At 44.6% G+C, this 23555-nt stretch carries 29 protein-coding genes and 1 riboswitch; of the genes, 10 read left to right on the top strand and 19 right to left on the bottom strand.

The window, feature by feature from the left end; genetic code table 11:
* Positions 1–11 precede the first annotated feature (11 nt).
* Both M3593_RS15325 and M3593_RS15320 read right to left on the bottom strand, forming a co-directional pair.
* Complete coding sequence (locus tag M3593_RS15325; RefSeq protein ID WP_251544664.1) at positions 12–404, bottom strand: DUF6114 domain-containing protein; 393 nt, start codon at positions 402–404, stop codon at positions 12–14.
* Between the two features lie 14 nt (positions 405–418).
* A complete protein-coding gene (locus M3593_RS15320) occupies positions 419–991 on the bottom strand; it encodes a DUF6230 family protein (protein WP_144475222.1) in 573 nt (190 codons plus the stop codon).
* Positions 992–1196: 205 nt separating this feature from the next.
* Here M3593_RS15320 and M3593_RS15315 point away from each other — a divergent pair, with 205 nt between their 5' ends.
* The 5 genes from M3593_RS15315 (at position 1197) to M3593_RS15295 (ending at position 5057) form a co-directional block, all read left to right on the top strand.
* Positions 1197–2696: a response regulator transcription factor gene (locus M3593_RS15315; RefSeq protein ID WP_144475223.1), complete on the top strand. Its 1500-nt coding sequence runs from the start codon at positions 1197–1199 to the stop codon at positions 2694–2696.
* Positions 2697–2797: 101 nt separating this feature from the next.
* Positions 2798–3166 carry a large conductance mechanosensitive channel protein MscL gene (gene mscL / locus M3593_RS15310; RefSeq protein WP_251544665.1) on the top strand — a complete coding sequence of 123 codons (369 nt, stop codon included), beginning with the start codon at positions 2798–2800 and terminating at the stop codon, positions 3164–3166.
* A 78-nt stretch (positions 3167–3244) separates the two neighbouring features.
* Positions 3245–3880 (top strand): Bax inhibitor-1/YccA family protein, encoded by a 636-nt coding sequence (locus M3593_RS15305; RefSeq protein WP_251544666.1) that lies wholly within the window; start codon positions 3245–3247, stop codon positions 3878–3880.
* A gap of 337 nt (positions 3881–4217) precedes the next feature.
* The gene (locus M3593_RS15300) at positions 4218–4355 is read left to right on the top strand and encodes a hypothetical protein (RefSeq protein WP_176167229.1); all 138 of its coding nucleotides are present in this window, start codon (positions 4218–4220) and stop codon (positions 4353–4355) included.
* A gap of 369 nt (positions 4356–4724) precedes the next feature.
* Positions 4725–5057, top strand: a complete 333-nt coding sequence (locus M3593_RS15295; protein WP_144475226.1) for a DUF3243 domain-containing protein — start codon at positions 4725–4727, stop codon at positions 5055–5057.
* A gap of 45 nt (positions 5058–5102) precedes the next feature.
* Here M3593_RS15295 and M3593_RS15290 read toward each other — a convergent pair whose 3' ends face one another.
* Complete coding sequence (locus M3593_RS15290) at positions 5103–6041, bottom strand: magnesium transporter CorA family protein (RefSeq protein ID WP_251544667.1); 939 nt, start codon at positions 6039–6041, stop codon at positions 5103–5105.
* A gap of 179 nt (positions 6042–6220) precedes the next feature.
* On the opposite strand from M3593_RS15290, the gene M3593_RS15285 reads away from it, so the two are divergent.
* A complete protein-coding gene (locus tag M3593_RS15285; protein WP_144475228.1) occupies positions 6221–6484 on the top strand; it encodes a hypothetical protein in 264 nt (87 codons plus the stop codon).
* 89 nt (positions 6485–6573) lie between these two features.
* Positions 6574–7233: a TrkA C-terminal domain-containing protein gene (locus tag M3593_RS15280; protein WP_251544668.1), complete on the top strand. Its 660-nt coding sequence runs from the start codon at positions 6574–6576 to the stop codon at positions 7231–7233.
* Between the two features lie 57 nt (positions 7234–7290).
* Here M3593_RS15280 and M3593_RS15275 read toward each other — a convergent pair whose 3' ends face one another.
* From M3593_RS15275 to M3593_RS24065, 4 genes are all read right to left on the bottom strand, one after another.
* Positions 7291–7677 carry a DUF1284 domain-containing protein gene (locus M3593_RS15275; protein WP_285848142.1) on the bottom strand — a complete coding sequence of 129 codons (387 nt, stop codon included), beginning with the start codon at positions 7675–7677 and terminating at the stop codon, positions 7291–7293.
* Positions 7678–7790: 113 nt separating this feature from the next.
* Positions 7791–9122: a polysaccharide biosynthesis protein gene (locus M3593_RS15270; protein ID WP_251544670.1), complete on the bottom strand. Its 1332-nt coding sequence runs from the start codon at positions 9120–9122 to the stop codon at positions 7791–7793.
* A 593-nt stretch (positions 9123–9715) separates the two neighbouring features.
* A complete protein-coding gene (abc-f, locus tag M3593_RS15265; RefSeq protein ID WP_251544671.1) occupies positions 9716–11614 on the bottom strand; it encodes a ribosomal protection-like ABC-F family protein in 1899 nt (632 codons plus the stop codon).
* Between the two features lie 142 nt (positions 11615–11756).
* On the bottom strand, positions 11757–11912 hold the full coding sequence (locus M3593_RS24065; protein ID WP_283904851.1) for an RAxF-45 family protein: 156 nt from the start codon (positions 11910–11912) through the stop codon (positions 11757–11759).
* Between the two features lie 249 nt (positions 11913–12161).
* Here M3593_RS24065 and M3593_RS15260 point away from each other — a divergent pair, with 249 nt between their 5' ends.
* Positions 12162–12356, top strand: a complete 195-nt coding sequence (locus M3593_RS15260; protein ID WP_251544672.1) for a hypothetical protein — start codon at positions 12162–12164, stop codon at positions 12354–12356.
* A 56-nt stretch (positions 12357–12412) separates the two neighbouring features.
* Here M3593_RS15260 and M3593_RS15255 read toward each other — a convergent pair whose 3' ends face one another.
* The 7 genes from M3593_RS15255 to safA all read right to left on the bottom strand — a co-directional run bounded on the left by M3593_RS15255 (position 12413) and on the right by safA (position 17073).
* Positions 12413–12595: a hypothetical protein gene (locus M3593_RS15255; protein ID WP_144475234.1), complete on the bottom strand. Its 183-nt coding sequence runs from the start codon at positions 12593–12595 to the stop codon at positions 12413–12415.
* 116 nt (positions 12596–12711) lie between these two features.
* Entirely contained in the window at positions 12712–13344 is a 633-nt protein-coding gene (locus M3593_RS15250; protein ID WP_144475235.1) for a response regulator transcription factor, read from the bottom strand.
* Entirely contained in the window at positions 13341–14384 is a 1044-nt protein-coding gene (locus M3593_RS15245) for a sensor histidine kinase (RefSeq protein WP_251544673.1), read from the bottom strand. The genes M3593_RS15250 and M3593_RS15245 overlap by 4 nt, the downstream gene beginning before the upstream one ends.
* Positions 14381–15115 carry a cell wall-active antibiotics response protein LiaF gene (liaF, locus tag M3593_RS15240; RefSeq protein ID WP_186326659.1) on the bottom strand — a complete coding sequence of 245 codons (735 nt, stop codon included), beginning with the start codon at positions 15113–15115 and terminating at the stop codon, positions 14381–14383. Before liaF ends, M3593_RS15245 begins: the two co-directional genes overlap by 4 nt.
* A gap of 128 nt (positions 15116–15243) precedes the next feature.
* Positions 15244–15888: a PspA/IM30 family protein gene (locus tag M3593_RS15235; protein ID WP_251544674.1), complete on the bottom strand. Its 645-nt coding sequence runs from the start codon at positions 15886–15888 to the stop codon at positions 15244–15246.
* Between the two features lie 45 nt (positions 15889–15933).
* Entirely contained in the window at positions 15934–16278 is a 345-nt protein-coding gene (locus tag M3593_RS15230) for a lmo0954 family membrane protein (RefSeq protein ID WP_144475238.1), read from the bottom strand.
* 186 nt (positions 16279–16464) lie between these two features.
* Positions 16465–17073 carry a SafA/ExsA family spore coat assembly protein gene (gene safA, locus M3593_RS15225; protein WP_144475239.1) on the bottom strand — a complete coding sequence of 203 codons (609 nt, stop codon included), beginning with the start codon at positions 17071–17073 and terminating at the stop codon, positions 16465–16467.
* A gap of 123 nt (positions 17074–17196) precedes the next feature.
* Between safA and M3593_RS15220 the strand changes: the two genes are divergently transcribed.
* On the top strand, positions 17197–17340 hold the full coding sequence (locus M3593_RS15220; RefSeq protein ID WP_186326696.1) for a hypothetical protein: 144 nt from the start codon (positions 17197–17199) through the stop codon (positions 17338–17340).
* A 117-nt stretch (positions 17341–17457) separates the two neighbouring features.
* On the opposite strand, the gene M3593_RS15215 is transcribed toward M3593_RS15220, so the two are convergent.
* The 4 genes from M3593_RS15215 to M3593_RS15200 all read right to left on the bottom strand — a co-directional run bounded on the left by M3593_RS15215 (position 17458) and on the right by M3593_RS15200 (position 22184).
* Positions 17458–18030: a YflT domain-containing protein gene (locus M3593_RS15215; RefSeq protein ID WP_144475240.1), complete on the bottom strand. Its 573-nt coding sequence runs from the start codon at positions 18028–18030 to the stop codon at positions 17458–17460.
* 76 nt (positions 18031–18106) lie between these two features.
* Positions 18107–19402 (bottom strand): methyl-accepting chemotaxis protein, encoded by a 1296-nt coding sequence (locus tag M3593_RS15210; protein WP_251544675.1) that lies wholly within the window; start codon positions 19400–19402, stop codon positions 18107–18109.
* 90 nt (positions 19403–19492) lie between these two features.
* Entirely contained in the window at positions 19493–20638 is a 1146-nt protein-coding gene (locus tag M3593_RS15205) for a trans-sulfuration enzyme family protein (RefSeq protein WP_144475242.1), read from the bottom strand.
* A 68-nt stretch (positions 20639–20706) separates the two neighbouring features.
* A riboswitch (SAM riboswitch) is annotated at positions 20707–20809 on the bottom strand.
* An 88-nt stretch (positions 20810–20897) separates the two neighbouring features.
* Positions 20898–22184 carry a CBS domain-containing protein gene (locus tag M3593_RS15200; protein WP_251544676.1) on the bottom strand — a complete coding sequence of 429 codons (1287 nt, stop codon included), beginning with the start codon at positions 22182–22184 and terminating at the stop codon, positions 20898–20900.
* 175 nt (positions 22185–22359) lie between these two features.
* Between M3593_RS15200 and M3593_RS15195 the strand changes: the two genes are divergently transcribed.
* Entirely contained in the window at positions 22360–23226 is an 867-nt protein-coding gene (locus tag M3593_RS15195; protein WP_144475243.1) for a YitT family protein, read from the top strand.
* Between the two features lie 193 nt (positions 23227–23419).
* Here the strand turns inward: M3593_RS15195 and M3593_RS24060 are convergent, their stop codons facing one another.
* Entirely contained in the window at positions 23420–23554 is a 135-nt protein-coding gene (locus M3593_RS24060) for a hypothetical protein (protein ID WP_260983522.1), read from the bottom strand.
* Position 23555 lies beyond the last annotated feature (1 nt).

Genomic DNA, 23555 nt, shown 5'->3' with positions numbered 1-23555 from the left:
TTTTCTCCCCTTTACCCCGTTTTGGCTGACTGCTCTGTAACATCCGAGACTGGTGATCCTGATGCCTCTTCAGCGGGTACGATTCGCCATGCAGTAAGCAATGCACCGCCAATAATGCCGAATATTGTTCCGAACAGAAAGCCTCCCAAAGCGCCAATGACCGATAGAATGGATAAAAAAATGACGATGATGCCTAATGCTTTAGAGGCGCTTGGCAAAAAGAAAGACATCAATCCCATCAGCGTGATCAATCCGCCAAACAGCAAGCCGATGACTGCGACCGACCCTGGCAGGAATGTGCTCATATAAAGGTTCAACGGCACCCATAGAATCATCAGCCCGCTTAGTACGGTCAATATCGATCCGAAAAAAGGCCTTGTATGCCTCCATTTTTTAAAAACCATATCTATCACCTCGATTATTTCTTATCGATTTTTTCCACGGTCAATTTCATACCCGCCATATTGATGGTCTCCTGGAATAAATAATGCGTTTTCAATTTTGCATTCTCAAGAGTGATCGTGCTTGAAGTCTGCTCGAATTGCTTTGTCCAGTCCGTACTGTTGTTTTCCTTAAGCGCGAGGTTCTGGAACTTGGCATTTGCTTCGATCAGCCCGGCATCATGCTGGAGACCAGAAATCTGTACTGGCTTTGAAGCCTGGATTTTTACGCGGATCCACTCCCCGCCTACCTGAAAGTCCTTGTATAACTTCAGATTGTCGATTGTAAGGGTATCGATGATATTGGTTCCTTGCGGTGCAGCGTCTGAGCTGCTCGTTTCGCCGAGTTTTGGGTAAAATTTATAGCCTTTTCCCTCAAGCTTATCGAATTCAACATAGAAATCCCCTACTCCGGCAATCGGTACAGCATACGCCACTCCGGATACCCCGAAAGACACGAGCAGGATTCCAAGCGCAAGCAATCCTGATGCGAGTGCACCCCAAAACACCTTTTTATTCGTCTTGCTTTCCATTACGACAGCTCCATTCAAGGAAGCCACCTCCGTTAAATATTTTTAAAATTCAAAATTAATTCTCCCCATACTATATCCCCAAAAAATGAGGCGTACAACTCCGAAAAAAATCGTTAACAACAAGTTAACCCCGTTAAATGTCGGGGTATAAGAAGATGACGGACAAAAATCTGAATTTTTAAACGAATGATATTTTACCAGAATCTGAGAGTGGGGTTGCCTGATGGAACATAAAATTGAGGATTTGGCCATAAGAGGGTTATTTCTCTTAAAAGAGTACGAGAAACCTTTTCTTAAGGAATGGTCCTTTTTAAAGAAGGATTTAAGGGCCTGGCAAAACGACCTTGTATCAGAGTTTGAGCGGATGATTGTTTATGGCTTCAACAATCTTTCGAAAACTACTTTTGTTTCTACAAATGATTTCATCCAGTTGCTGGTCCTGAAATGGCAAAAGCGACATCACGAATTTGTCGATGATTTTGATGCTATCTTCCTGATCAGCGCAGTGGAAAATCTATTTCATAAAGCATTAAAAAGAAAGAATGCTGGATTCCTTGATCACCAGGCAATTCAGGTTTTTTTCACGAGGATCATCGATAAGGTCCTGCGCACACAGCGGCTGGAATACCAGGATGACAAATGGCTGAAGACCATCGTCGGGCTGCGGACTGTCCGAAGCAATTGGCTCGCGGTGATCCGTAATGAAAAAAACCGATACAAGGTTAATAAAGTCGTCTGCGCTGAAGCTCAGCCGGCAACCGAACAGCTTGTCACCATGTGTGAGAGCCTTCAAGCAGACCATCTGGCTGATTTGTCGACGGCCCTTAGCAGATTGCTGTCTCCAGGCCAGGAAGCACCTCAGATCATCACAATTCCCTGCTTGACTGAAACCTTGATGATTTGTATAAAGGACCCGGCTGAGACAATCACAGATGGGCAAAAAGAAACTCTGAGAAAAATGTACTTAAAGCAGATGAAACTCAATCATCTAGAAAGCGAGCTTGAGTGGAAGGATGCCACCCTCCTGTTCCAGCAGCGGCTGATTCATTCGCAAAGCGCCTCGGAAGCAGTCAAAATGATCACCCAGGGTCTGGTTGATTACCTTCCATTTTCGCGCTGCGCCCTTTTCATCTACTCACCAGGCGAGCACAGCGGTGTTGGCGTCCACGCACATAATGTCAATACGGGCTCGGTCCAGCATATTAAGGAGAGCATCGCCGAATTTCCGCTTTTGCGTAAATACTTAAAGCATTTCAGCCACTCAAAGCCGATTTTCATCGAAGACGCTGCCGAAATTCTGCCGGGAAAATATGTCCGCGAGTATAGTTTGAAATCCCTTGTCGTCCTGCCGATATATGTACCGGCTGAGAATAAACTGATTGGCCTCGCGCTTCTTGACCGTGGAGAAAATAAGTCATTCACCGTCAACAATCAGACTCTGACGGCTCTCATCAAGTTCGGGCAATATGGCGGCGAATTATTGAACCAGTATTACGAGGATGCCGTCCAGCTCTTTGGCGTCCAGCACGCCGTCTTGACCATACGTGAACGAGAAGTACTCAAGCTCATCGCGGAAGGTGCCTCTATCAATGAAGCAGCCGACGCACTTCACCTCAGCGCCTATACGGTACGTGACTATATTTCTGCCATTATCCATAAACTGGACGCCAAAAATCGGACCGATGCTGCTGTAAAAGCTTTGAAAATGAGACTGATTCAATAAAAATAGTTAGGTCTGCTCCCACTAGCGGAACAGGCCTATTGCTTTTTCCCTCCCCTTCTCGCAAAATATAATAGATATTAGTTTTAGGGGGTACATATTGAATGTGGAATGAATTCAAGAAATTCGCCTTCAAAGGCAATGTGCTTGACCTTGCAGTCGGGGTCATCATCGGGGCAGCTTTTGGAAAAATCGTTTCCTCACTTGTAGATGACATTATTATGCCGATTGTAGGTCTGCTTTCATTTGGAGAGGATTTCTCAACACTTACTTACAAAACGATAAAATACGGCGCGTTCGTCCAGTCCATTGTAGACTTTTTCCTCACAGCCTTTGCCATCTTCATTTTCATCAAAATCATCAGCCGTTATCGTAAAAAGGAAGAGGCTAAGCCTGTCGTTCCTACACCAGATGTAAAAGAAGAGCTTCTAAAAGAAATCCGAGATCTTCTAAGGGAAAAAAATAGCATTTAAATTTTTTCTCTCTGGATGAAACCAGCGATGCCTGTCACCCGTATACATAATCAAATAATATTATGAGGTGACTTGTTCATGTACGCTTACTCTGATCATTCCATGATGCCATCGGTAATGAGAACTTTCGCTTTTTCCCTGGCAATCGCCTTCATTGGCACAATGGCAGGAGTGTTCGTTCCGCCAGCACTGTTCCTTCCGCTCGTTATCGTTGAGCTTGCGATGCTGATTGGGGTGTTCTTTTTACGAAAAAGGAAGGCGATATCTTATGCATTCCTTTATGCGTTTACGTTCATCTCCGGAATGACGATGTATCCTGCCATTGCCCATTACATCGCGGTTTCTGGTGCCAATGTCGTGATCAACGCGCTCGGGGCTACAACAGTTGTTTTCGCTGGTCTTGCAATTTATGCGACAAAAACAAAGCGTGACCTCAGCTTTCTTGGCGGCATGCTGATGGCAGCCTTGCTTGCTTTGATTGCGGTTAGCATTTTTAACTGGATCTGGCCGCTTAGCTCAACGGGTATGATGGCTTATTCCTTCATCGGAATACTTGTCTTCAGTGGGTATGTTTTATTCGATTTCAATAGGATGAAACATTATGGAGTGAGTCCGGAAGAAGTGCCGCTGATGGCTTTGAACCTGTATCTGGATTTCATCAATCTTTTCCTATATATCCTTCGTTTCTTCGGGATCCTATCCAGTAATGACTAAATATGATTCAAAAGGCAGTCCACTGCGGCTGCCTTTTCGCTTGCACCAATATTTGGTTAAATTACCATGTTTTTATCAAGTTTTAAGAGTTTTCTGTGATTTCATCCGGGTATATATATAGTGCAAGGCCAATACAAAAACTAGAAGGGACTGGTTAAAGTGCAAAACTTTACGGCGACTTCGGAATATGTCATTGGCTTAGCACATGGAGGAAGATTTGCGTTGCTATCTCAAGGAACGCTGGTCTTAAATCGATGGACTTAACATCGATTGACACCATTGTTTTTGAATAGCTTGAGCAGGACACTCCTCTAAGTTAGTCCGCAGGATTGGAGCAATGCCAATACTAGTAAGGAAGGGACTGGTTAAGTTGAAAGACTTCACGGCGACTTCGGAATACGTCATTGGCTATGCAAGCGGAGGAAGATTCGCGCTGCTGTCTCAAGGCACGCTGGTCTTAAATCGATATATTTAATATCGATTCACCCCAGAGCGCAAAATTGAATAGCAACAGCTGAGATACTCCTCCCATCGTCCGGATGTCGGACTCAAAAAAGGTGCAGGCCAAGCGGCCAGCACCTTTTTTGATTAAACTCTTTTGGGTTGTATTACACACAGGGCAATTTCGTCACCTTGTTTCTAAGCTCTACTAAAGTTTTAAAAACCACTTCATCACATACCAAAAGAGCTTCTAAGTATTAAACCAATCGGCGTTTAAACACATGAAAAAGAGCGGTCACTATATGCTTCATTAACCTTCCAACCTTGAATGTGCTCCCAAATGTTTACTAGATTCCGGCAACAGGGTATTTAATAACTATCTTTAACGAGGAGGTTTTTACACATGGAAAAAGATCATATGATTCATAAAGATGGCGAAGTGGATACGAGCAAGGTAGAGGAGACTCTTGATCGCATGGATACGCAGCAGGCGGATGAGATCCTTGGTGATTTCAATGAGTTCAGGACCTATTTAAGCAAACGGATCAATCTTGGTAAAACAGCTGGTTTAAATGAGGAGCAGTTGGCAAAGACCGCCGAAAAGGTAGCCGGTTATCTCGCGGAGAACGTAGCACCTCGCAATAAAGAGGAGCAGCTTTTGCAGGAGCTTTGGAAGGTTGGCAATAAAGAACAGCAGCATGCCCTTGCCCATATGCTTGTGAAATTGGCTGAATAGAAAAAATCGCCCTCGGGCGATTTTTTATTTTATCCGTATTAATTCTTACCCAAAGAATCGGTTCTTCTTTTTCACCTTCAGAATATCACCCATCCAGCCTTTTACCTTCAAATAATAATATAGGCCTGCTGTTGAGGCGATGATTAATACTCCTGCAAATAAATATCCTAACTTCCACTCCAGTTCCGGCATCACTTTGAAGTTCATTCCCCACACAGCACCCCATGCGGTCACTGGAGTGAATAGAATCGTCATGACTGTCAGGGTCTTCATGATTTCATTGCCGCGGTGGGTGGACACGACTTCTTCGAGATTGATCATCGTATCAATTGCCTGCTGGTATTCGCTTAGCAGCATCCTTATCCGTTGTACCCGCGTCTCTACCCGGTTGAATTCGGAGTTTTCGTGGATTCCTTGTCCATACGCTTCCTCAGCGATGAATTTTATCTCCACAATCGGGACAACCAGGTTTTTCCAAACTAGGAGTTCATGCCGATTTTCATAGATTCTCTCAAGGATTTTCAGATTGTTCTGTTCCTTCATTTCCCATAGCAGATTATGAAGACGTTCTTCATAGCCATCTATTTTTTGTAAATAGGTAGATAAAATTTCTCCCAGAAGAATAAAAAAGCCTTCTATCCCATTTTCTGCCTGATCCATCTGTTTCTGTACCCCAATTGGGCTTGCATCAATTATGGAGAAATCAAAATTAACTGTTATGAAAAACTCCTTACGGATGTAAAAATGGAAGATATTTTTTTCACCCTTATCCTCGATATCCTGTTGGTAAATCAGTGAGCCCCAAATGTATTCCTCTCCCCTTATTTCAGTGTTAAGGTTGAGCAGGTTGGCTTTCCGGTCTATAATATTTTCAAACCATTCACCACAGTTTGAATTTTGCGAGACCAGCTCCTTGACTTTCTCCTCGTCTCCCTCATCGAAATCAAACCATGTCCATTTTTCCTCGTTAAATGTATATTTCATATGGTCCCAGACCTTTCATATGATTATCAACTATTAATCTTCCCCTTATTAGCCTGCTTGAAACCGATAGGCTAATACTTGGCAGGACTTCCATTTTAAAAATGTTTCTGAATTTTATCGACAGGGTAAATACGAATATAGACAAAAGAAAATTGAAACCATTACAGGAGGGAAAAACAATGCAAACCAAAACTAAAAATGCTGTCATGTTAGGTGTTGGAGCTGCAGCCTTGTGGATGGCGATGAAGCCGGAAAATAAAACAAAACTTACCGAGATGGCTACGCAAGTGAAAGAAAAAGTAATGCCATCGAAGACAGATGTCTTACCAGTCCAAAAAGCCGGCAACCCTGATCCTCTGGACGTTGAAGACAATAAAATGGTCAGCGAAGGCGCAATGTACGGAGTGAATTATTACAACGAGAATCTTCAGGAACAACGATAAAATTGTCCGGGGAATTACTTCCCCGGTCTATTTTTGTTTAAATCACACCCCGGCAATCAATACTAAATAGTGCGAGGGGGATGGAGGTAATGGGCATATTATTCATTTTCATATATCTGTTCATCGTTTTTACGGTGATTGAAATTAACGCATCCATTTTTGTGGCAACTGGTTTGGAACGAAAAGTAGCCCGTTTCCAGGTCATCTCGATGTTAACCGGAACTGGATTTACAACAGGGGAATCCGAGCTGATTATTGACCATCCTGTCAGGAGACGCCTTGGAGCATTTCTGATTTTGTTCGGAGCTTTCTCGCTGGCTGTCATTATCTCGGCCATCAGCAAACTTTTAGAGGATGAATTCTATACTATGGAAATCGGCTATGTTGCCGGAGGACTTTTGGTCCTTTTGTTAATATTGAGAGCGCCAATAGTGCAGCAATTGATGTCCGGGAAATTGAAAAGCGAGTTAAAAGAAAACTATGAGCTGGCTGATTTGCCGATTAGCGATGTCCTTGTAATGGATGAGGACGATGAGGTAAGGGAGATTGCCATTAAAGAAGATTCGCGCTTGGCTGATATGACATTCGATGATATTGTCGATATGGAAGATGACATCATCCTTTTATTCATTAAAAGAGGCGAAATCAATATCCGTAACAAAGCACATGAGACGAAATTGGAGCCTGGTGACAAACTGGTTTTATACGGCAATAACCCTAAAATCGAAGAAAAATTTAAAGATGCCTGACACTGTGCTTGTATCCTGCAAACACAGACCAGGCATCTTTTATTGTTCTTTCAAGATTCATTCCATTGAGACCCTTGTGGTATTCTTCTCACGAAGTTGCGCGATCCCTTCCTTGCATACCCCATATTGCAGCCAGGAGCAATTTTTGCAAAGTTCATCAAGGTCATCGGGTTCAACTTTTTCAGCGGTCCAATTTACCAGCTCTGACTTTAAATAGCGCTCGCCGGGAACAAGTCCTAAATGGCGGATGACTTTTCCGTCCATCGATAAAACATGCTCATTGGAACCCTCGCTTGCCTCGCAAATCTCAAGCCCGCGGTGCGGACACGACATGCAGGCATCATCGAAAGCAGCAACCACTTTTATGTAGAAATCCTGACCGGGATCACGGATATCCTTCACGATCCCTTCCATTTTCTTAACAAACTCAACACTATAGCCCATCCCCCTGAAACCATGCACACAGAGGAGATGGTGCCCACGCAATACTTTTCCCACACCATCACTCCTGAAAATATCTTCTATCTATTAATTCTTCGAAAATGTCCAAATACCTTTTACAATCGGGAATCTCTGATCGTGTTCCTGGACAGCCAGGTGATGCCAATCTTTTTGCAAATGGTCATGTAATGCAGCAGCAAGATGACCATACTGCCAGTATTCATGCCAATGATAACACCCTCCATCCCCCATTCAGGCCTTGATCCTACCAGATAGATGAGCGCAAAGGTAACGATGGTTGCATAGACGGAATGGATAAAAGCATCCTTTACCAGACCCAGCCCGATTAAATAGGCCTGCATAGGGATGGTAAAATAATGGAACAGGAAATATGGTGCCAGCAGCTGCAAAAAGACAGCCGCTTGTTTTGAATGGAAAAACGTCATCGTCAATGGCTCAGCCAAAAAGTAAAAGGCGGTTACAGACGGCAAACCATAAAACAGGGTCAGCAGCATCACCTGCTGAAGCAATTTTTGCAGCTTCAGGAATTCTTTTTCCGCATAGGCCTTTGAAACAGTCGGAATCAGTATGATTAGGAAAGAATGAGCAATAAATGCCGGGAAAAACCCAATAGTCATCGCAATTCCCGCCATCATCCCGAATTGTTCCGTTGCCATATCCGGGGTCAATCCTGCGCTTACGATCGCAAATTTGATCAAGAAGGGCTGCACGGCATGGGTCAGGGAATGGAAAATCCTCAATCCTGTCGTCGGAACCGACACTTCCACCAGATTTTTTCTGACTTCCCGTCCGCTTACATGCTCACCTGGCACCTTCCTGATTTTTTGATAAGACATGATGAAATGGTGCAATAAATACAGGAATACGACGAGTTCACTCCCGGCAAGCGTGCAAAAAGCCACAAGCAGAGCGGTTTCACTGCCAAACTCGAAATACTGGAAAACAGCCGATAACAGGACAAGCTGGACTGCGCGCCGCAGGAAATGGGAAACCGCAATCCTTCCCATTTCCTGTTTTCCCATGAAAAACCCCCTGGCAATTGCCGTGATCGTCATGACCGGTATGAGCGACATAACCACCCATTTCAGCAATGGATGGTATTCATTGAAAACCGGAATGATTGGAATCACGATAGCAGCCAAAATCAGCAGAACCGTTGTGAACACCACTGCCAGTCTGATGGCATGGCGCATCATGCTCCGATGGTAGGACTCATCATGCTCAGCAATCATCTTGGATATCGACACAGGCAGTTCAAAATTTGCCAGCAGCATGATCAGGAAAATCGTCGGCAAAATCGTCATGTAATGCCCCATCCCGCTTTCACCAAGCTCGCGCGCAAGAATCATATTGACGAGGAATTCCACTATTTCACCAAGAAAATTAGCGACCACGAGGATGGACATCCCTTTAAAAAAAGTACTCATAGCTTCTCTCCCAATCCTGTCTCATTTACTTTTATAAACATATGAGACAAGTCCGGACAATATTAAAGAAAGTGCAAATTGGCGGTGAGGGAGGCTAAAAAGTCGATTTCAACGGTAAAAGTCTTAGATTTGGAGTGGATTTTTTCAGCAAGAGCATGGGTTTATAGCGGAAATTCTGATTTCATAACGAGTTTTGGTTTTTTTACGGAAGTTTTATAGCAAGTCTTGCTCTTTTAAAGCCTTTTTCAAAATTATATAGCGACTTTTCAATTTATATAGCGAGTTTTCGATTTATATAGCGACTTTCAAATTTATATAGCGACTTTTCGATTTTTATAGCGAGTTTCAAATTTATATAGCGAGTTTTCGATTTTTATAGCGAGTTTCAAATTTATATAGCGAGTTTTCGATTTTTATAGCGAGTTTCAAATTTATATAGCGAGTTTTCAATTTATATAGCGAGTTTTCGATTTATATAGCGACTTTTCGATTTATATAGCGACTTTCAAATTTATATAGCGAATTGGAAATTCCACACGTTTTTTTCCAAAATAAATAAGAACTGCCGGCTGCCAGCAGTTCTTATCTAATCACTATGAGATTTCATCCAGCTTTTCATAAAGCTGATTGCATTTACTTTCCAGTTCTTCTTTTTTCGTGTGAAGCTCCTGCAATACAGCTAAGTCTGAGACAAAGGCCATTTGGTCTTCAATCAAAGCAATTTCCGCTTCCTGTACTTCTATGTTCTCGAGCAGTTCCTCTTCGTTGGGAGCAGCAGTAGTTTTTTTATCAGCCTTTTCCCTTACTATAGGCTCTTTAACGGGACGGATAACCTCTGAATCTCCATCCTCAAGCTGCTTCCGTTTTTCTTCCATCTTAGCCCTCGCCCGGTCGTAGTTGCCGGGTATTTCGGTCAACTCGCCGCTTTCAAGCCAGTATACCTTGTCAAAGAGTTTATTCAGGAAATAACGGTCATGGGAAACAGCCAGCAGCGTTCCCTCGAATCCATCAAGGGCTTCCTCCAGCACCTCCCTGGAGTCGATATCCAGATGGTTGGTCGGTTCATCAAGGATCAGGAAATTGAGATCCTGATGCATCAATTGGGCGAGCCGCAGCCTCATCCGTTCTCCTCCGCTCAGCTGGGAGACTTTCTTGAAAACTGCTGGGCCGTAAAAGAGGAATCCTGCCAGCACGTTCCTGGCTTCCCCCTCATTCATGACGACTTCATTCCTGAATGCGTCCAGTACGTTTCCATCCTTGCTGGAAAGCTCCATATGCTGGGACAGATAGCCAATCTTGACATTGCTGCCGAGCCGGACTTCTCCCTTGTCGGGTGAAATTTCATTCCTGATGAACTTCAGCAGCGTCGTTTTACCGGAACCATTCTCGCCAACAATCGCCGCCCGGTCCTGATATTTAAGCTGCAGATGTATGCTGTCAAAAAGCTCCCTGCTGCCAAAGGACTTACTCACATCCTTGAGAACAAGCACATCTTTTCCGCTGCGAGCTCCAGTCTCGAGTTCAAAGCTCATTTTTTTCCTGTTCAAAACCGGCCGGTCGAGCTTTTCAATCCTGGCAAGTGCCCTCTCCATATTCGTCGCCCGCTTATGAAGCGCTGAGCTTGGAGGATTTGACCGGTTCGCCCAGTCCCTCAGCCTCTTGATCGCTTCCTTCATTTTCTTGATTTTTCGCTGCTGCTCTTCGTACGCCTGGAATTCACGCAGCAATTTCGCTTCCTTCTCCTTAACGAATCCTGAGTAATTTGTGTGATAGAGATCGATTTCTCCATCCTCCATATCGAGGATCTTGGTCGCAGTTTCATCTAGAAAATAACGGTCATGAGATATGATGACCACGGTGCCTTCATAGTCTTTCAGAAATTCTGCCAGCCACTCGGCAGCCATGATATCAAGGTGGTTGGTAGGTTCATCTAGAAGCAGCAACTCCGGATTACGCAGCAGGCTCAGTCCCAGGCCCACCTTCGTCTTCTCTCCGCCGCTCAATCTGTTGAAATTGGAATCCAGCAGGCTTGCAATCCTCAAGCCGTTGGCAACTCTGTCAATATTCGCTTCCATTTCATAACCGCCGCCAAGAGCAAACCTCTCCTGGAGAACTCCGTATTTTTCCAGCAGCCTTTCAAGCTTATGCGAGTCCTCGCCAGCCGCTGCCATCTCCATTTCCATGTGCTTCATCTCACCCTGGACATCCAGCAAGTCTTCAAAAGCTGTCGCTAAAACATCTCTCGCAGTCATGCTTGCATCATATTCCGGTATCTGGGCCAGATAGCCGATCTTCAGGCCTTTTTTCCAGTGAATCTTTCCATTGTCCGGCTCTTCCATTCCGGCAACAATACGCAGCAATGTGGTCTTGCCGCATCCATTTGGTCCAACCAGGCCAACTCGGTCTTTTTCATTTATTTCAAACGACATATCTTCGAATATGAGATTGCCGCCGTACATTTTGCTTATTTTGTTCACACTGCATGTAATCATTAAGATTTCCTCCTTAATCGATCCCCCTCTTCACCTGAACCTGTCTATCGGTAAACGCAAAAAAGCCAGGGGCAGATGGCTCTGCTCCTGGCTTTTGAATTCCATGAATACAAAGGAGGACAAATGTGCCCTCCCCATTCACCTAAGCGGGAAAAGAGATGATCGTACCGTTTGTTTTTGATATTGAGCTGTTAAAAAAGGGCATACGTATCCCGTTGACAGCTGCAACAGCAAATTTTGCACGACAAAAATATAGGAACTCATTCCAAAATCCGCGTACAAAAACAGTCTTGATCATCTCTCCTCACCTCCGTTCATTAATAGTTAGTTTCATTCTACAATCTCATTATTATTTTAGCAAGTTTTTCCTGAATTGCATGCAGCCCATTTTCCGCAAATTCCAATAATCAAACGTTTGATTGAATTGTGCAGGAACCCACCAGGGCAGGCTTTTTATCAATTTTTCCCATGCTGATATTCTTGTGGATAAAGCGTTTAAACTGGCTTGGACCGCGGGTAAGGATAACTAACGAAGGAGTGGGTGACAATGCTTAGACACGTGGAACTTTCAGATTACCAGCTCTGGATGTGTAAAAAAATCAAAGAAAAGTTAGCTGAAAAGCATAACTATATAAATTGTGCTTCCCATTTTCCAAATGAATTTGAAGAACGGGAAGTCATATCCATTGCGCTAAGCGAAATGCTTATGAAATTAGATGTAATCGAAGGGAAAGCAAATTAGTTTTAACAGGGGCCATTGGCCTCTTTTTGTTTTTCTAATGGCTTCTGGTTGTGTTTTTAACGATCCAAATAGCTTTTATCTGATTGATTCTTCCTTAGCTCTTCAAGAATTTCCTTCATCAAAGCTTCCTGTCTTTTTGTGCTCGTCACCAGCATGACGAACAGGATGATCATGGCCAGTGGAAGTACAAGTGAAATTAATACTCCCAACAGAGGGAATACACCAAACAATGGTTCCATATCCGGGACCTCCTTATCTTAGGCTGTTTTCGTATGCTTCTCAGCAGAACCCATTTCCGCAATCAGTTTCCATTAAGAGCCCAATTGAAAATCATAACTTTTTCAGCAAAGCTTCATTATTTTACAAGTGAATGCCTGAACGCGTAGATCACTGCCTGGGTGCGGTCCTGAACCTGCAGCTTGCTTAAGATATTGCTGACATGCGTTTTTACGGTTTTCAGGGCAATGAACAGCTCATCGGCGATTTCCTGATTCGTTTTGCCTTCGGCGATCAGCTTCAATACTTCCATCTCGCGCTCGGTCAGCTCTTCATGCAATTCGACGCTGTTCTTCTGTCGCATTTTCATCATCATCTTCCCGGTCACTTCGGGTTCAAGCACAGGCTGGCCGGAATATGTAACCCGCACCGCATTGGCAATTTCGCTGGCCTTAGAGGTTTTCAGCATATAGCTTGTCGCACCGGCTTCAAGTGCAGGATACACTTTTTCATCATCGAGGAAACTGGTCACGATAATGATTTTTGCTTCCGGCCACTGCTCAATGATCTGCCTTGTCGCTTCGATGCCATCCATTTCCTTCATGACCAGATCCATCAAGATGATATCCGGCCGCAGTTCGAGTGCCATATCGACTCCCGCCTTGCCGTTATCCGCTTCGCCGATTACCTCGATATCCGGCTGGGCTGATAAATACGATGAGACACCGATCCGAACCATTTCATGATCATCTACAAACACTACTTTAATCATTCTTCCTCACCTGCCGCCACTAATATTGGAACTTTGACCTCAAGCCTGGTCCCTTTATTTTCAACACTTACAATCTTCAATGTCCCGCCGATTTCCCCCGCACGTTCGTGCATGTTTTGAAGCCCGTATGATCCCGCTTTCGCTTCTTCAACATTAAAGCCTATTCCGTCATCAACCACTCTCAATATGACTTTACCATCACGATGGATCAGCAGAACTTCCAGCTGATCCGCCTTTGCATGGCGCAGCGTATTCGAGATTGACTCCTGCAAAATCCGGAACAGATGGTCTTCGACACCCTTATCAAGCGGAAACGGCTCGACCTTCCAGTTGATATTCATGGTAACTTTTTGTCTTAATTCGAGCAGCAGTTCCTCAATCCCTTCCTGCAGGCTCTTCCCTTTCAACGCGACCGGCCGAAGATGCAGAAGCAACGCCCTCATTTCAAGCTGTGATTGGTGGATCATTTCCTCCACCATCTTCAGCTGCTTCGCTTCCCGTTCCTCCGCCGGCCCCTTCGTTTCATTGATCGCCGACATCAGCATTGAGGCCGCAAACAACTGCTGGCTCACCGAGTCATGCAGCTCCCTTGCAAGCCTGTTCCGCTCCTGGGAAATGATTTCCTGGATCCGCGATTCCTGCTCCTCCGCTTTTTCGGTTGCGAGCCTTTGTGATAGCATAGCTTTTTCTGAGATTTGTTTATACAGTTTGCTGACACGTTTCGAGATTGATGCGATTTCTGCGTATGCCTGGTTTGCTTCTATTTCAGGCTGCTGCCCTTCCTCAAGCTGGAAGAGCCAGCTGTCCACCGTCTTGAATTGCCTACGCCAGTATATGCCTGAAGCCAGGCCGAACGCGATTCCAAGCACAACGCTGATGCTGAAAGTGAAGATAACAAACGGAATGTCCATTAGCTCACGGTTCCATAGATCGGAAAAGCGAGCTGCCGGGAAAGCCAGCCAATAGGACAGTGTCAGCGCGATAAACGATATGATTCCAAGGGTGAGTCCCCATAAAATCTGGCGCGTGGCAGTTGTCATATGCGTTTCACCTCGATATTCCCGACGATCATCGAGGTGAAGATTTTTACCTTTTGCCCAGCCTCTTCGTAACCAGGGGTCTGCACGTACAGACTTTGGTTCAGCACCCTGCCTTCCTGGTGTCCGAAAACTTCGGCGGAGCCAACAATCGATGAATGGCGGAGAGTGACTTCCACATCATATGGCACGTATACCTTTACATTTCCGATGATATTCCGGATGAAAATCACCGTCTCGCCTTTTGGCAGCACCGTCATGCTCAAGTCGATCACGCTGTCGCCAATTCCGGTCTGGATGTTGACATCATCCCACTCATATACATGTGAAGGTGTTTCCTGATGTCCAAACAAGCGATTTTTAAAAAGCGGCGGTTTCTCAATCACCATTTCCTTGCTGACTTCCTTTTCAGGCTTCTGTAAAACTGGCGTAATCAATTCAGGCTTCTTTTTTGATTGGATATACTGATATACCAGATAGATCAGTACCGCCAACAGGAAAAACCTGAAGGTCATCATGCTGAAAACGCTGCTCAGGAAAAAGAATAATCCCGCCCAGAACAGCACCTTTCCTGATTTTTTCGGCATTAAAGAGCGTCCAAAGTAAATCATCGCTCCACTTGCCAGAAGGGAGAAAATCAGCCCTTCGTTGAAAAAAGAAACTTCCAGCAAAAGGAGGATCACTCCGGTAATCACAATCCAGCTGACATAATCATTTTTCATCTTGTTCAACACGGTGTTTTCCCCCTTCCTTTTTAAATATTTGGGATTAAGTTTACTGTGGAATGAAGTTGAAGTTCAATAGAGGTGATATCCAAAAGGCGCAGCTGCCTGCGCCTTTATAGAATACCATGTTTTGCCTATTAAATAGTATGGGTTTCTTTATTTTCGAACTCTTTTTCGAGCTGGGCAATCCTTGCGTCAATCGTATTACGGTGATAGTTGCTGTTCACCTTTTCTTCTAATTGATCAAGATAGGCTTCCATATCCGTGAACCTAGAATAGGCTTTGTCGGAGCCATCGCTGTGGTCAAGCACCTGGTCCATCCGGTAATTGGCACGAGTAACATTCTCACGGCCCATCAATTCGAGTCGTCGGATGTGCATATCCTTCAATTTATGCTTCATGTCTTCATATTTATGTTCGAGCTCCACCTGCTGCTTGCCTGCATTTTCCATCGCTTCCTTCAGTCGGGCTGAGCGTTCTTCATATTGAACCTGTTCCCTGCTGGCAAACTCCTGAAGTTCCGCTTCCCCCGCTCTCATCGCGATTTCCGTCTGATGTCTCCGTTTGTCTGCCATTTCAATTGCCTGCTGGTATTCCCGGGCAAACTGTTCCTTAAGCTGGCCCTGGCGTTCAAGCAGCTTCGCGACCTTTTCAGTCTCCGCTTCACATTCACGAAGATACTGGTTCAACAGTGCAATCGGGTTCTTTCTTTCCTTCTGGTCAAGTGCCTCATGAAGATCTGCCATTACAGTGTTTTTGATTCTTGTTAATAGATTAGCCATTTACAATCTCTCCTTTTTTTTCGCATATAGTAGTGTTTCAGCAGCCTAGTTGTTTTTCATTTCTGCCCATTGCTTCTCGAAGTTGACAAATGGATCGTTTGCTTCTTTCATTGCTACTTCTTTTTTGTCCCAGTTCTTGTATACAAGGTAAAGGACGTAAGCTGCTGCGATTCCCAGGATTGCTGGCACATTTGAAGCTGCAGCCATCAAGATGATGAACCCGGCTATTCCCCAGCCGATTTTTCCGGCTGTCGAGTGAGCCTTTAAAAATTGCTTTACGACAAAGTAAAGCACCAGCAAGCTCACGCCGAGACCCACAAGCGGACCAAGGTTTGACATCAGTACCATTGCAGCGATGAAGCCGGCAAACAGTAAACCAAATTTTTTCATGTTCAATTCCTCCTTATCTCTTATGTACTCATCTTACCTTTGCCGTAAAAAATCCATAACGTGCCTGAGCTTGATTTTCAGGTAGGTCCTGAGGCTTAGCACCATACCGGACCGGTCGTCACTCTTGCGTTTTCCTCTCATAAAAATACCCCGGTGACAGCTTCACCGGGGTATTTCTTCCGTTCCTTATTTTGTGATGAACATCTGAGTCCAATAGTGTCCATAATCCCCGCCTGCAGCATGCCCGACACCAATGTGGGTGTATGCAGGGCTAAGGATATTTTTGCGATGTCCAGGGCTGTTCATCCATGATTGGACTACTTCGTGGGGGGTCCTCTGCCCCGCTGCTATATTTTCAGCCGCGCTCCTGTGGTTGACTCCAAAATTCCTCATCATGGTGAATGGACTGCCGTATGTAGGGCTTGTATGGGAAAAGTAACTTTTATCTCTCATTTCTGCAGATTTGTAACGCGCAACCCTTGAAAGCTGCCAGTCAGCTGCCACTGGCTTAAGTCCATTCTTCGCCCGCTCGTGGTTCGTCAACTGGATGACCTGGCTTTCAATACTCTTTGCGGCGCTTAAATTAGGGATATTGACTCGCTGGCCAGGATAAATCAATCTAGGATTCTTGAATTGCTGGTTAGCACCGATAAGTTCCGAAAGGCCAACCTTGAACCTGACCGAAATTTTCCATAAAGAGTCCCCATTCTGAACCGTATAGACTTGTTGCGCGAATGATGCGGTCGGAAAAGCCATACTCATTAAAACAAGGGCCAATATTATTTTTTTTACCATCTTCACTCCTCCTCAACTGATAGGATGAGAAGATTTGATAAAAATATACAGTTGAATATTGAACTAACAAGAAAACATCACTTTAACAATGCATATAGTTTTATCAAGGGAGGAATGAGGATTATGGGATATCTATGGGTTATGACGATCGGTTATGTCATTTGTCTCGGCCTGCTTGGCGGTACTTTAATGTTTTTCATTACCTCTGCTTTTGATTTCGATGATGCAAGCCGGATTGATTTACTGGATACTAAAGAGAAAGAATAGCAAAAGCTGGCTGCTAAATTGATGCAGCCAGCTTTTATCGTTTGAACATCCCGGAATCATAAATTGTTATTTTCAGAGACGATAAAAAAAGCTGCCAATGGCAGCCTTTTCTATCGATTAAAAATCACGAGTGTTGTCAAAACGAGTGTTAGCCGGGTTGTCCGATGTTAGAGGTGCATCAACCGGGTTGGTGGTTCTTGTTCCGTCCAAACCAGTGGTTGTTGTACCATCATTCAGGCCGACTCTGTTCTCTTCACGCTCGACGACTACAAGGATTTTGCCTTCTTTTACATAGCCTTCGTAACGTTCTGCTTCATCTTCCGGAATACCCATTCCGATTAATGCTCCGGCCAATCCGCCGGCACCTGCGCCTACTGCAGCACCAGTAAGTGTCGCAGCAATCGGGCCTGCAGCTACGATTGGGCCGATTCCAGGAATCGCTAGTGCTCCGATGCCTGCCAGTAATCCTGTAAGGCCGCCTAATATGCCGCCTGTTGCCGCACCTGCAGCAAGACCTTCCTCAGTCTTTGTACCGGTTGCTTCGTTGACGTGATCAATCTCATCGTCGTTTTTACTAATAACAGAGATATCGTCGGTATTGTACCCTTGCCTCTTCAGGTCCTCTACGGCCTGGATTGCGTCTTGCTCGTTATCATATACTCCAACAAGATGTTTTTCATGTTCAAACATAATAAAAGCCTCCTTTAGACGAGTAGTCCTTTTAAAGATACCCGCATACAGGAGGTGTAAACCTGATGTCGAAGGATTATTGGCTGTGGGTATAGACGGATACGGTCCTGTTCAAGGAAGAAGAAACTTGTGTCAGGTTCTCAGCCGTCAAGGTCAATTCCCTGACCGTCTCTCCCTGATTTTCAAACCCTGCTGCCATTTCGGCAATCCCGGCTGCATTTGTTTGTAAAATGACATTCGTTTCACTATTCATCGTCAACAATTTATCTGTCTGCTGATTCAAATCTGCAGTGTACTGGCTGATGGTGCCAATTTCCTTCTGGATGGACAGAATCCCATCCCGCATCTCATTATATTGCATTTCAACATTGCCGAATAACTTGCTACCCTTTTGGACTTCCATGCTTCCGCCTGACATAACATCCACCATCTGTTTAATGTCACTGCGGACAACCTCGATCGTTTCCTGGATTTGCCGGGATGCATGAAGCGATTGCTCAGCCAATAATCGCACTTCATCGGCCACGACAGCAAAACCCTTCCCCTGTTCCCCTGCGCGTGCAGCTTCGATAGCCGCGTTCAATGCCAGCAGATTCGTTTGGTTGGCAATTCCAGAAATGATACTGACGATCTCTTCGATTTTATTCGTCTTTTCAGCCAGTGATTCAGCATCCCGGGCAGCCTGCCTCGTAATCTGATCCATCCGTCCCACCTGTGTGCTCGTTTCACTGATGAACGTCTGGCCTTGTTCACTTTTAACAGCATTGGTCGTGGACATTGTCTCAATCCGATTCGATAGTTCAGCAATCTCGCTGATTCTTTGCACCATATTATCAACAATATCACTCAGCACTGCCGAATGGCCCTGCTGCTGTTCAGCACCTGCAGAGACTTGAAGAATGGAAGCTTTTATTCTCTCGCTTTCATTTTCATGGACCTGTGAATTCTCGAATAGCTTTCTTGCAGAGTCGTGCAAAACCCGGGTATTGTCCTGGCATTGGGCTACGAGCAGCCTTAATTGACTGATCATCGCATCAAAATGGGAGGTCAGCTTCCCAATCTCATCTTTTGAATCACTGGCCAGTTCCACTGCCAGATCACCCTGAACAATTCTCTGTGTCGCTTGTGTGAGGCGATCGATGGGCTTGAATACCCTTCTGAATAAAATAATGATGAAAACAAGGCACCCTATTGAAATAAGTGAACCCGCAATGGCTGTCGAATACATACTCCTGGATACCAGTTCGGCTGGATCAGAGTCTACTTTGAATGAATTCAGCAAGTAAAAATTGTATAACGTCGAAATGGCATAAACAAAGAATAACAAGCCAAAAAAAGCAAACACCTTTGTTTTCAACGAAAGGTCCCGCATACTATCCACTCCTGTAAAATCCCCAGCGCGAACACTGGGGATGAATGATCTTTCTATCATAATATCGGCATTTCCAGAAAATTTTCCATCCTATTCAACAGCTTTAGCCAGCGCAGCTTCAAATTGTGAAACGATATCCTCTCCGTGCTCAATTCCGACCGAAATCCTCACCAGACGATAAGTGATGCCAAGTTCTTCCTGCGCCTCAGGAGGGAGTGCGCGATGGGAGGTTTTCAGCGGATGGGAGACGGTGGTTTCGACGCCCGCAAGTGTCGGAACGATTTTTACCCAGCCAAGCGATTTGAAAAACTGGGCAGGATCCACATGCTCCGCCAGCTCAATTGATACGATAGCCCCAAATCCTTGTTCAGCTTCTGCGAATGGATAGTATACCTTTGCGATATTCTTATTTTCCCGAAGACTTTCGGCAAGCAATCTGGCATTCTCCGATTGTGCTTTCATTCTCAAGGCAAGCGTCTTCAAGCCTCTGCAGGTCAGCCACGCTTCAAATGGACTCAGATTCGCCCCAAGGTTGACGATTCTCGCGCGTGCTTCGGCAATCAGTTCTTTCCTGCCAACAATGACGCCTGAAGTGACATCGCTATGCCCGCCAATATATTTTGTCGCACTGTGGACAACCAGATCGGCACCGCCTTCATATGGACGCACATGGAGCGGAGTGGCAAACGTATTATCAACTAATACAACGAGTTTTTTAATCTTTGCCAGCTCGATGACTTCATCCAGCTTTTCAACGCGAAGCAGCGGATTCGTGATCGACTCTGTGTATAGAAGCTTTGTATTATGCTTGATGGCGTTTGTGACATTGCCCAAATCCGAGAACGGCACGAACGTTGTTTCAATCCCGAAGCGCTCAAGCTCTGCTTTTAGCATATGGAAGCTACCTCCATACACATCGTCCGCCGCAACAATATGGTCCCCACTCTTCACAACTGCCAGGACACCTGCCAAAATTGCAGCCAATCCAGATGAAGCCGCCACACCATCCTCTGCATGCTCAAGAGCCGCTACCGCTTGCCCGAGTTCATCCGTATTCGGATTGCCGACCCTGGAGTACAAATAATTGCCCTCACCCTGATAAAAACCCTCCAATTCATCAAGATCATTGAAGGTAAAAGCTGAAGTCTGGTAAATCGGTGTTGCCTTGCTTTTAATACCCTGCTGCTTAGTATGTACAGAGTGAAGCACTTCCGTTTCAAATCTGTTGTTCGTCATTTCATCCACCTGCTTTTAAAAAATATAAAAACCTCTCCAAATAAGGAGAGGTTCCAATTGCTAAGCCTCTCTTATCTTCAGAAATCGTTCTTCAGGAATTAGCACCTTTCAATGAAAAAAGAAGGTTGCCGGGCTTCGCAGGGCCTGTCCCTCCGCCGCTCTGGATAAGAGTTATTGATTTAAAATCATTAATATTAGCAGAAGTATATCAATATCGCTGTAAATTCGTCAATGAACGATTTTCTAAAGATTTGTGAAGTCAATCTTCTGGATCACTGTCAAGCAAATCCCATGGTGTGATGACACCGATTGGCTTTCCGTGGCGGTCGCCTGTTTCCGTGATAATGACCGCCTGGAGCTTCTTGCCCCTCGTGTGGTAACGCTCGAATAATTCCTCAATATGGTATAAAGATGCTTCCTCATCCACAAACGTCACGAAATAATTTTTCCCCTTGGTCAGCAATTCTTTCACCCGCACATCTTCAAAGTGAACGACACTGTCGGAAAAATGCTTCGCCATCCACTGGATGATCTCTGTTGAAGTCAGCAGTGCAACATATTTATCATCCTTGTCATAGACCGGGAATCTCGTAAAATCAAACTTGTTGATGACCTTAAGCACATCTTTTAGATAAGCATCCTCATAATAATAAAACACGGGACTGGTCGCGATTGATAATGCCGTCTGCGGCTTCTCGAACTCCTTCGCGATTTCCTCAATCCGCTCGACTACCTCGATATGCGGCTCGGCAATATAATAATCCGCATTCACCCGTTCGTGGACAATCGCATTCCGCAGCTTGGCAAACTGATGCAGTTCACTTTTATACTTGCGGACCAATGAATGATTCTTATAGCCAGAGTACAGCAGCTCGACAAACGCATCGCTGTCCGTCCCCTTCACCATTTCCTTCAGCGCTTTATGGATCCGGTTAAAAGCCGTTTCAAACTTGCCGGATTGTTCTTTATGCTTTACCTCTTGATTTTCTGAAGACGCCTGAGAAGCAGAAGCTTTTTGCGATTTTTCAATGCCTGTGTTTTGGTTTTTTGCTTTGTCACTGATTTGATTTATGGCTTTTGTGCTGTTCTGATTCGTTGTTTTTACGTTACTTTTGTTTGTCTTTTTGCTGTTGTTTTGATCCGTTGTTTTACCGTTTTCTTGAGTTGTTGCTTTACCGTTGTTCTGTTTTGTTGTTTTAGCGTTATCTTGGGTAGTTGCTTTGCCGTTGTTCTGTTTTGTTGTTTTAGTGTTATCTTGAGTCGTTATTTTGCTGTTTCTCTTTTTTGATGGTTTACCATTATTCTGATCGATTACTTTGCTTCTATCCTGCTTTGTTATTTTGCTGGAATCTTTTTTCGGCAGATCGTCAACGTTCTCTTCGGCACGCTTGAGGCGGTTATCGTCAACTGCCGGTCTTGGATTGGTTCGAAGATATGAATTGTTGCCGGTTTTCTTATTCTTGTTTCTATTGTGTTGATTTTTCCTTTTTTTCGACGTTGTCTGTTGCTTATTGGATCTATGTTTAACCTGAATTTCGTTAGCCAAAATGGTCCCTCCGTTGTTTCGAATCACTTCCCTACTCATTACCCCAAAACACGCATTTACTAATCATGGATATATAATGTTGAATTTCCAGATGACTTTTAAGTTTGATACAATAAGTATAGTACATACAATGCAATTAGAAAGTAGATTTTTATAGAAAAGGGTTTGATATTTAGTGGCAGCAACAAAGAAAAAAAGAGTCATAAAAGAGGTCACACAGCTTGTGACAATTACAATCGGGGCGATTATCGCTGCATTCGGGCTTGATATGTTCCTCGTCCCCAACGCCATCCTTGACGGAGGTGTCATCGGCCTTTCGATTATTGCAGCGGAATTGACCAACGTCTCGATGAGTATTTTCCTGATCCTGTTCAATCTGCCTTTCCTTTATATCGGATATAAGAGAATGGGCATGAAATTCACGCTTCGGACGCTGTACGGTGTCATTATTTTATCCGTAACGACAGCGTATTTCCATCACTTCGACCGGGTGACGGATGATTTATTTTTGGCCACCATCATCGGCGCCGTCATCCTCGGAACCGGTGTCGGCCTCGTCATCCGCGCTGGCGGGGCGCTTGACGGCACCGAAATCATCGCGATCCTTGTCAGCAAGAAGCGCACCGTGTCCGTTGGGCAGATCGTCATGATCATGAACTTGTTCATCTTCCTTTTGGCCGCCTTGCTCGTGTTCAGTTGGGAAACAGCCATGTACTCGATCATCACCTATTTTATCGCCTTTAAGATGATTGACGTCGTCGTTGAGGGTATGGAAGAGTTAAAATCGGTCACAATCATTTCCGATGTCCCGGAAGAAATCGCCGAAGCCCTGCTGAAGCAATTAGGACGCGGCATGACCTATATCCAGGGCCAGGGCGTTTTTTCAAGCGAACCAAAGAAAATCATCTATACGATCGTCAGCCGGATTGAATTGTCCACCCTGCGCTCGGTGGTTGATGATATCGATCCGAACGCGCTTGTCGCAATCGAGAATGTGGCCGATGTATCAGGGAGTAATTTTGATAAGGGCAGCGGGCATTAAAAAATGCAGACTTGGTCGAATAATCCATGAATGTGGTCGAATAAATTAAAAATCCGCCAAATTATTTTAAAATGTGGTCGAATTAACTCCAAAAGTGGTCGAATTATTTATTTTTTCGCCAATACAATTTCTAAAAGAGCTCAATCCTTATATAAAAATGCCCCTGCGAGGAAATTGCAGGGGCATTTTACTGTTAATCAATCGGATTATTGAATTTTTTCTCTTTCTGGCCGGTTGTAAACTCGACTAGCTCTTCTGGTGTGTTATTGCCTTTTTTCTTATTGTTGTTACGCTGGGCGTTTCCGTTGCCTAGCTTTTGCTTACCCATG

The organism is Mesobacillus sp. MER 48 (genome assembly GCF_023714225.1).
GTDB classification, from domain to species: Bacteria; Bacillota; Bacilli; order Bacillales; family Cytobacillaceae; genus Mesobacillus; species Mesobacillus oceanisediminis_A.
This window is presented reverse-complemented; position numbering and strand designations above follow the sequence as displayed.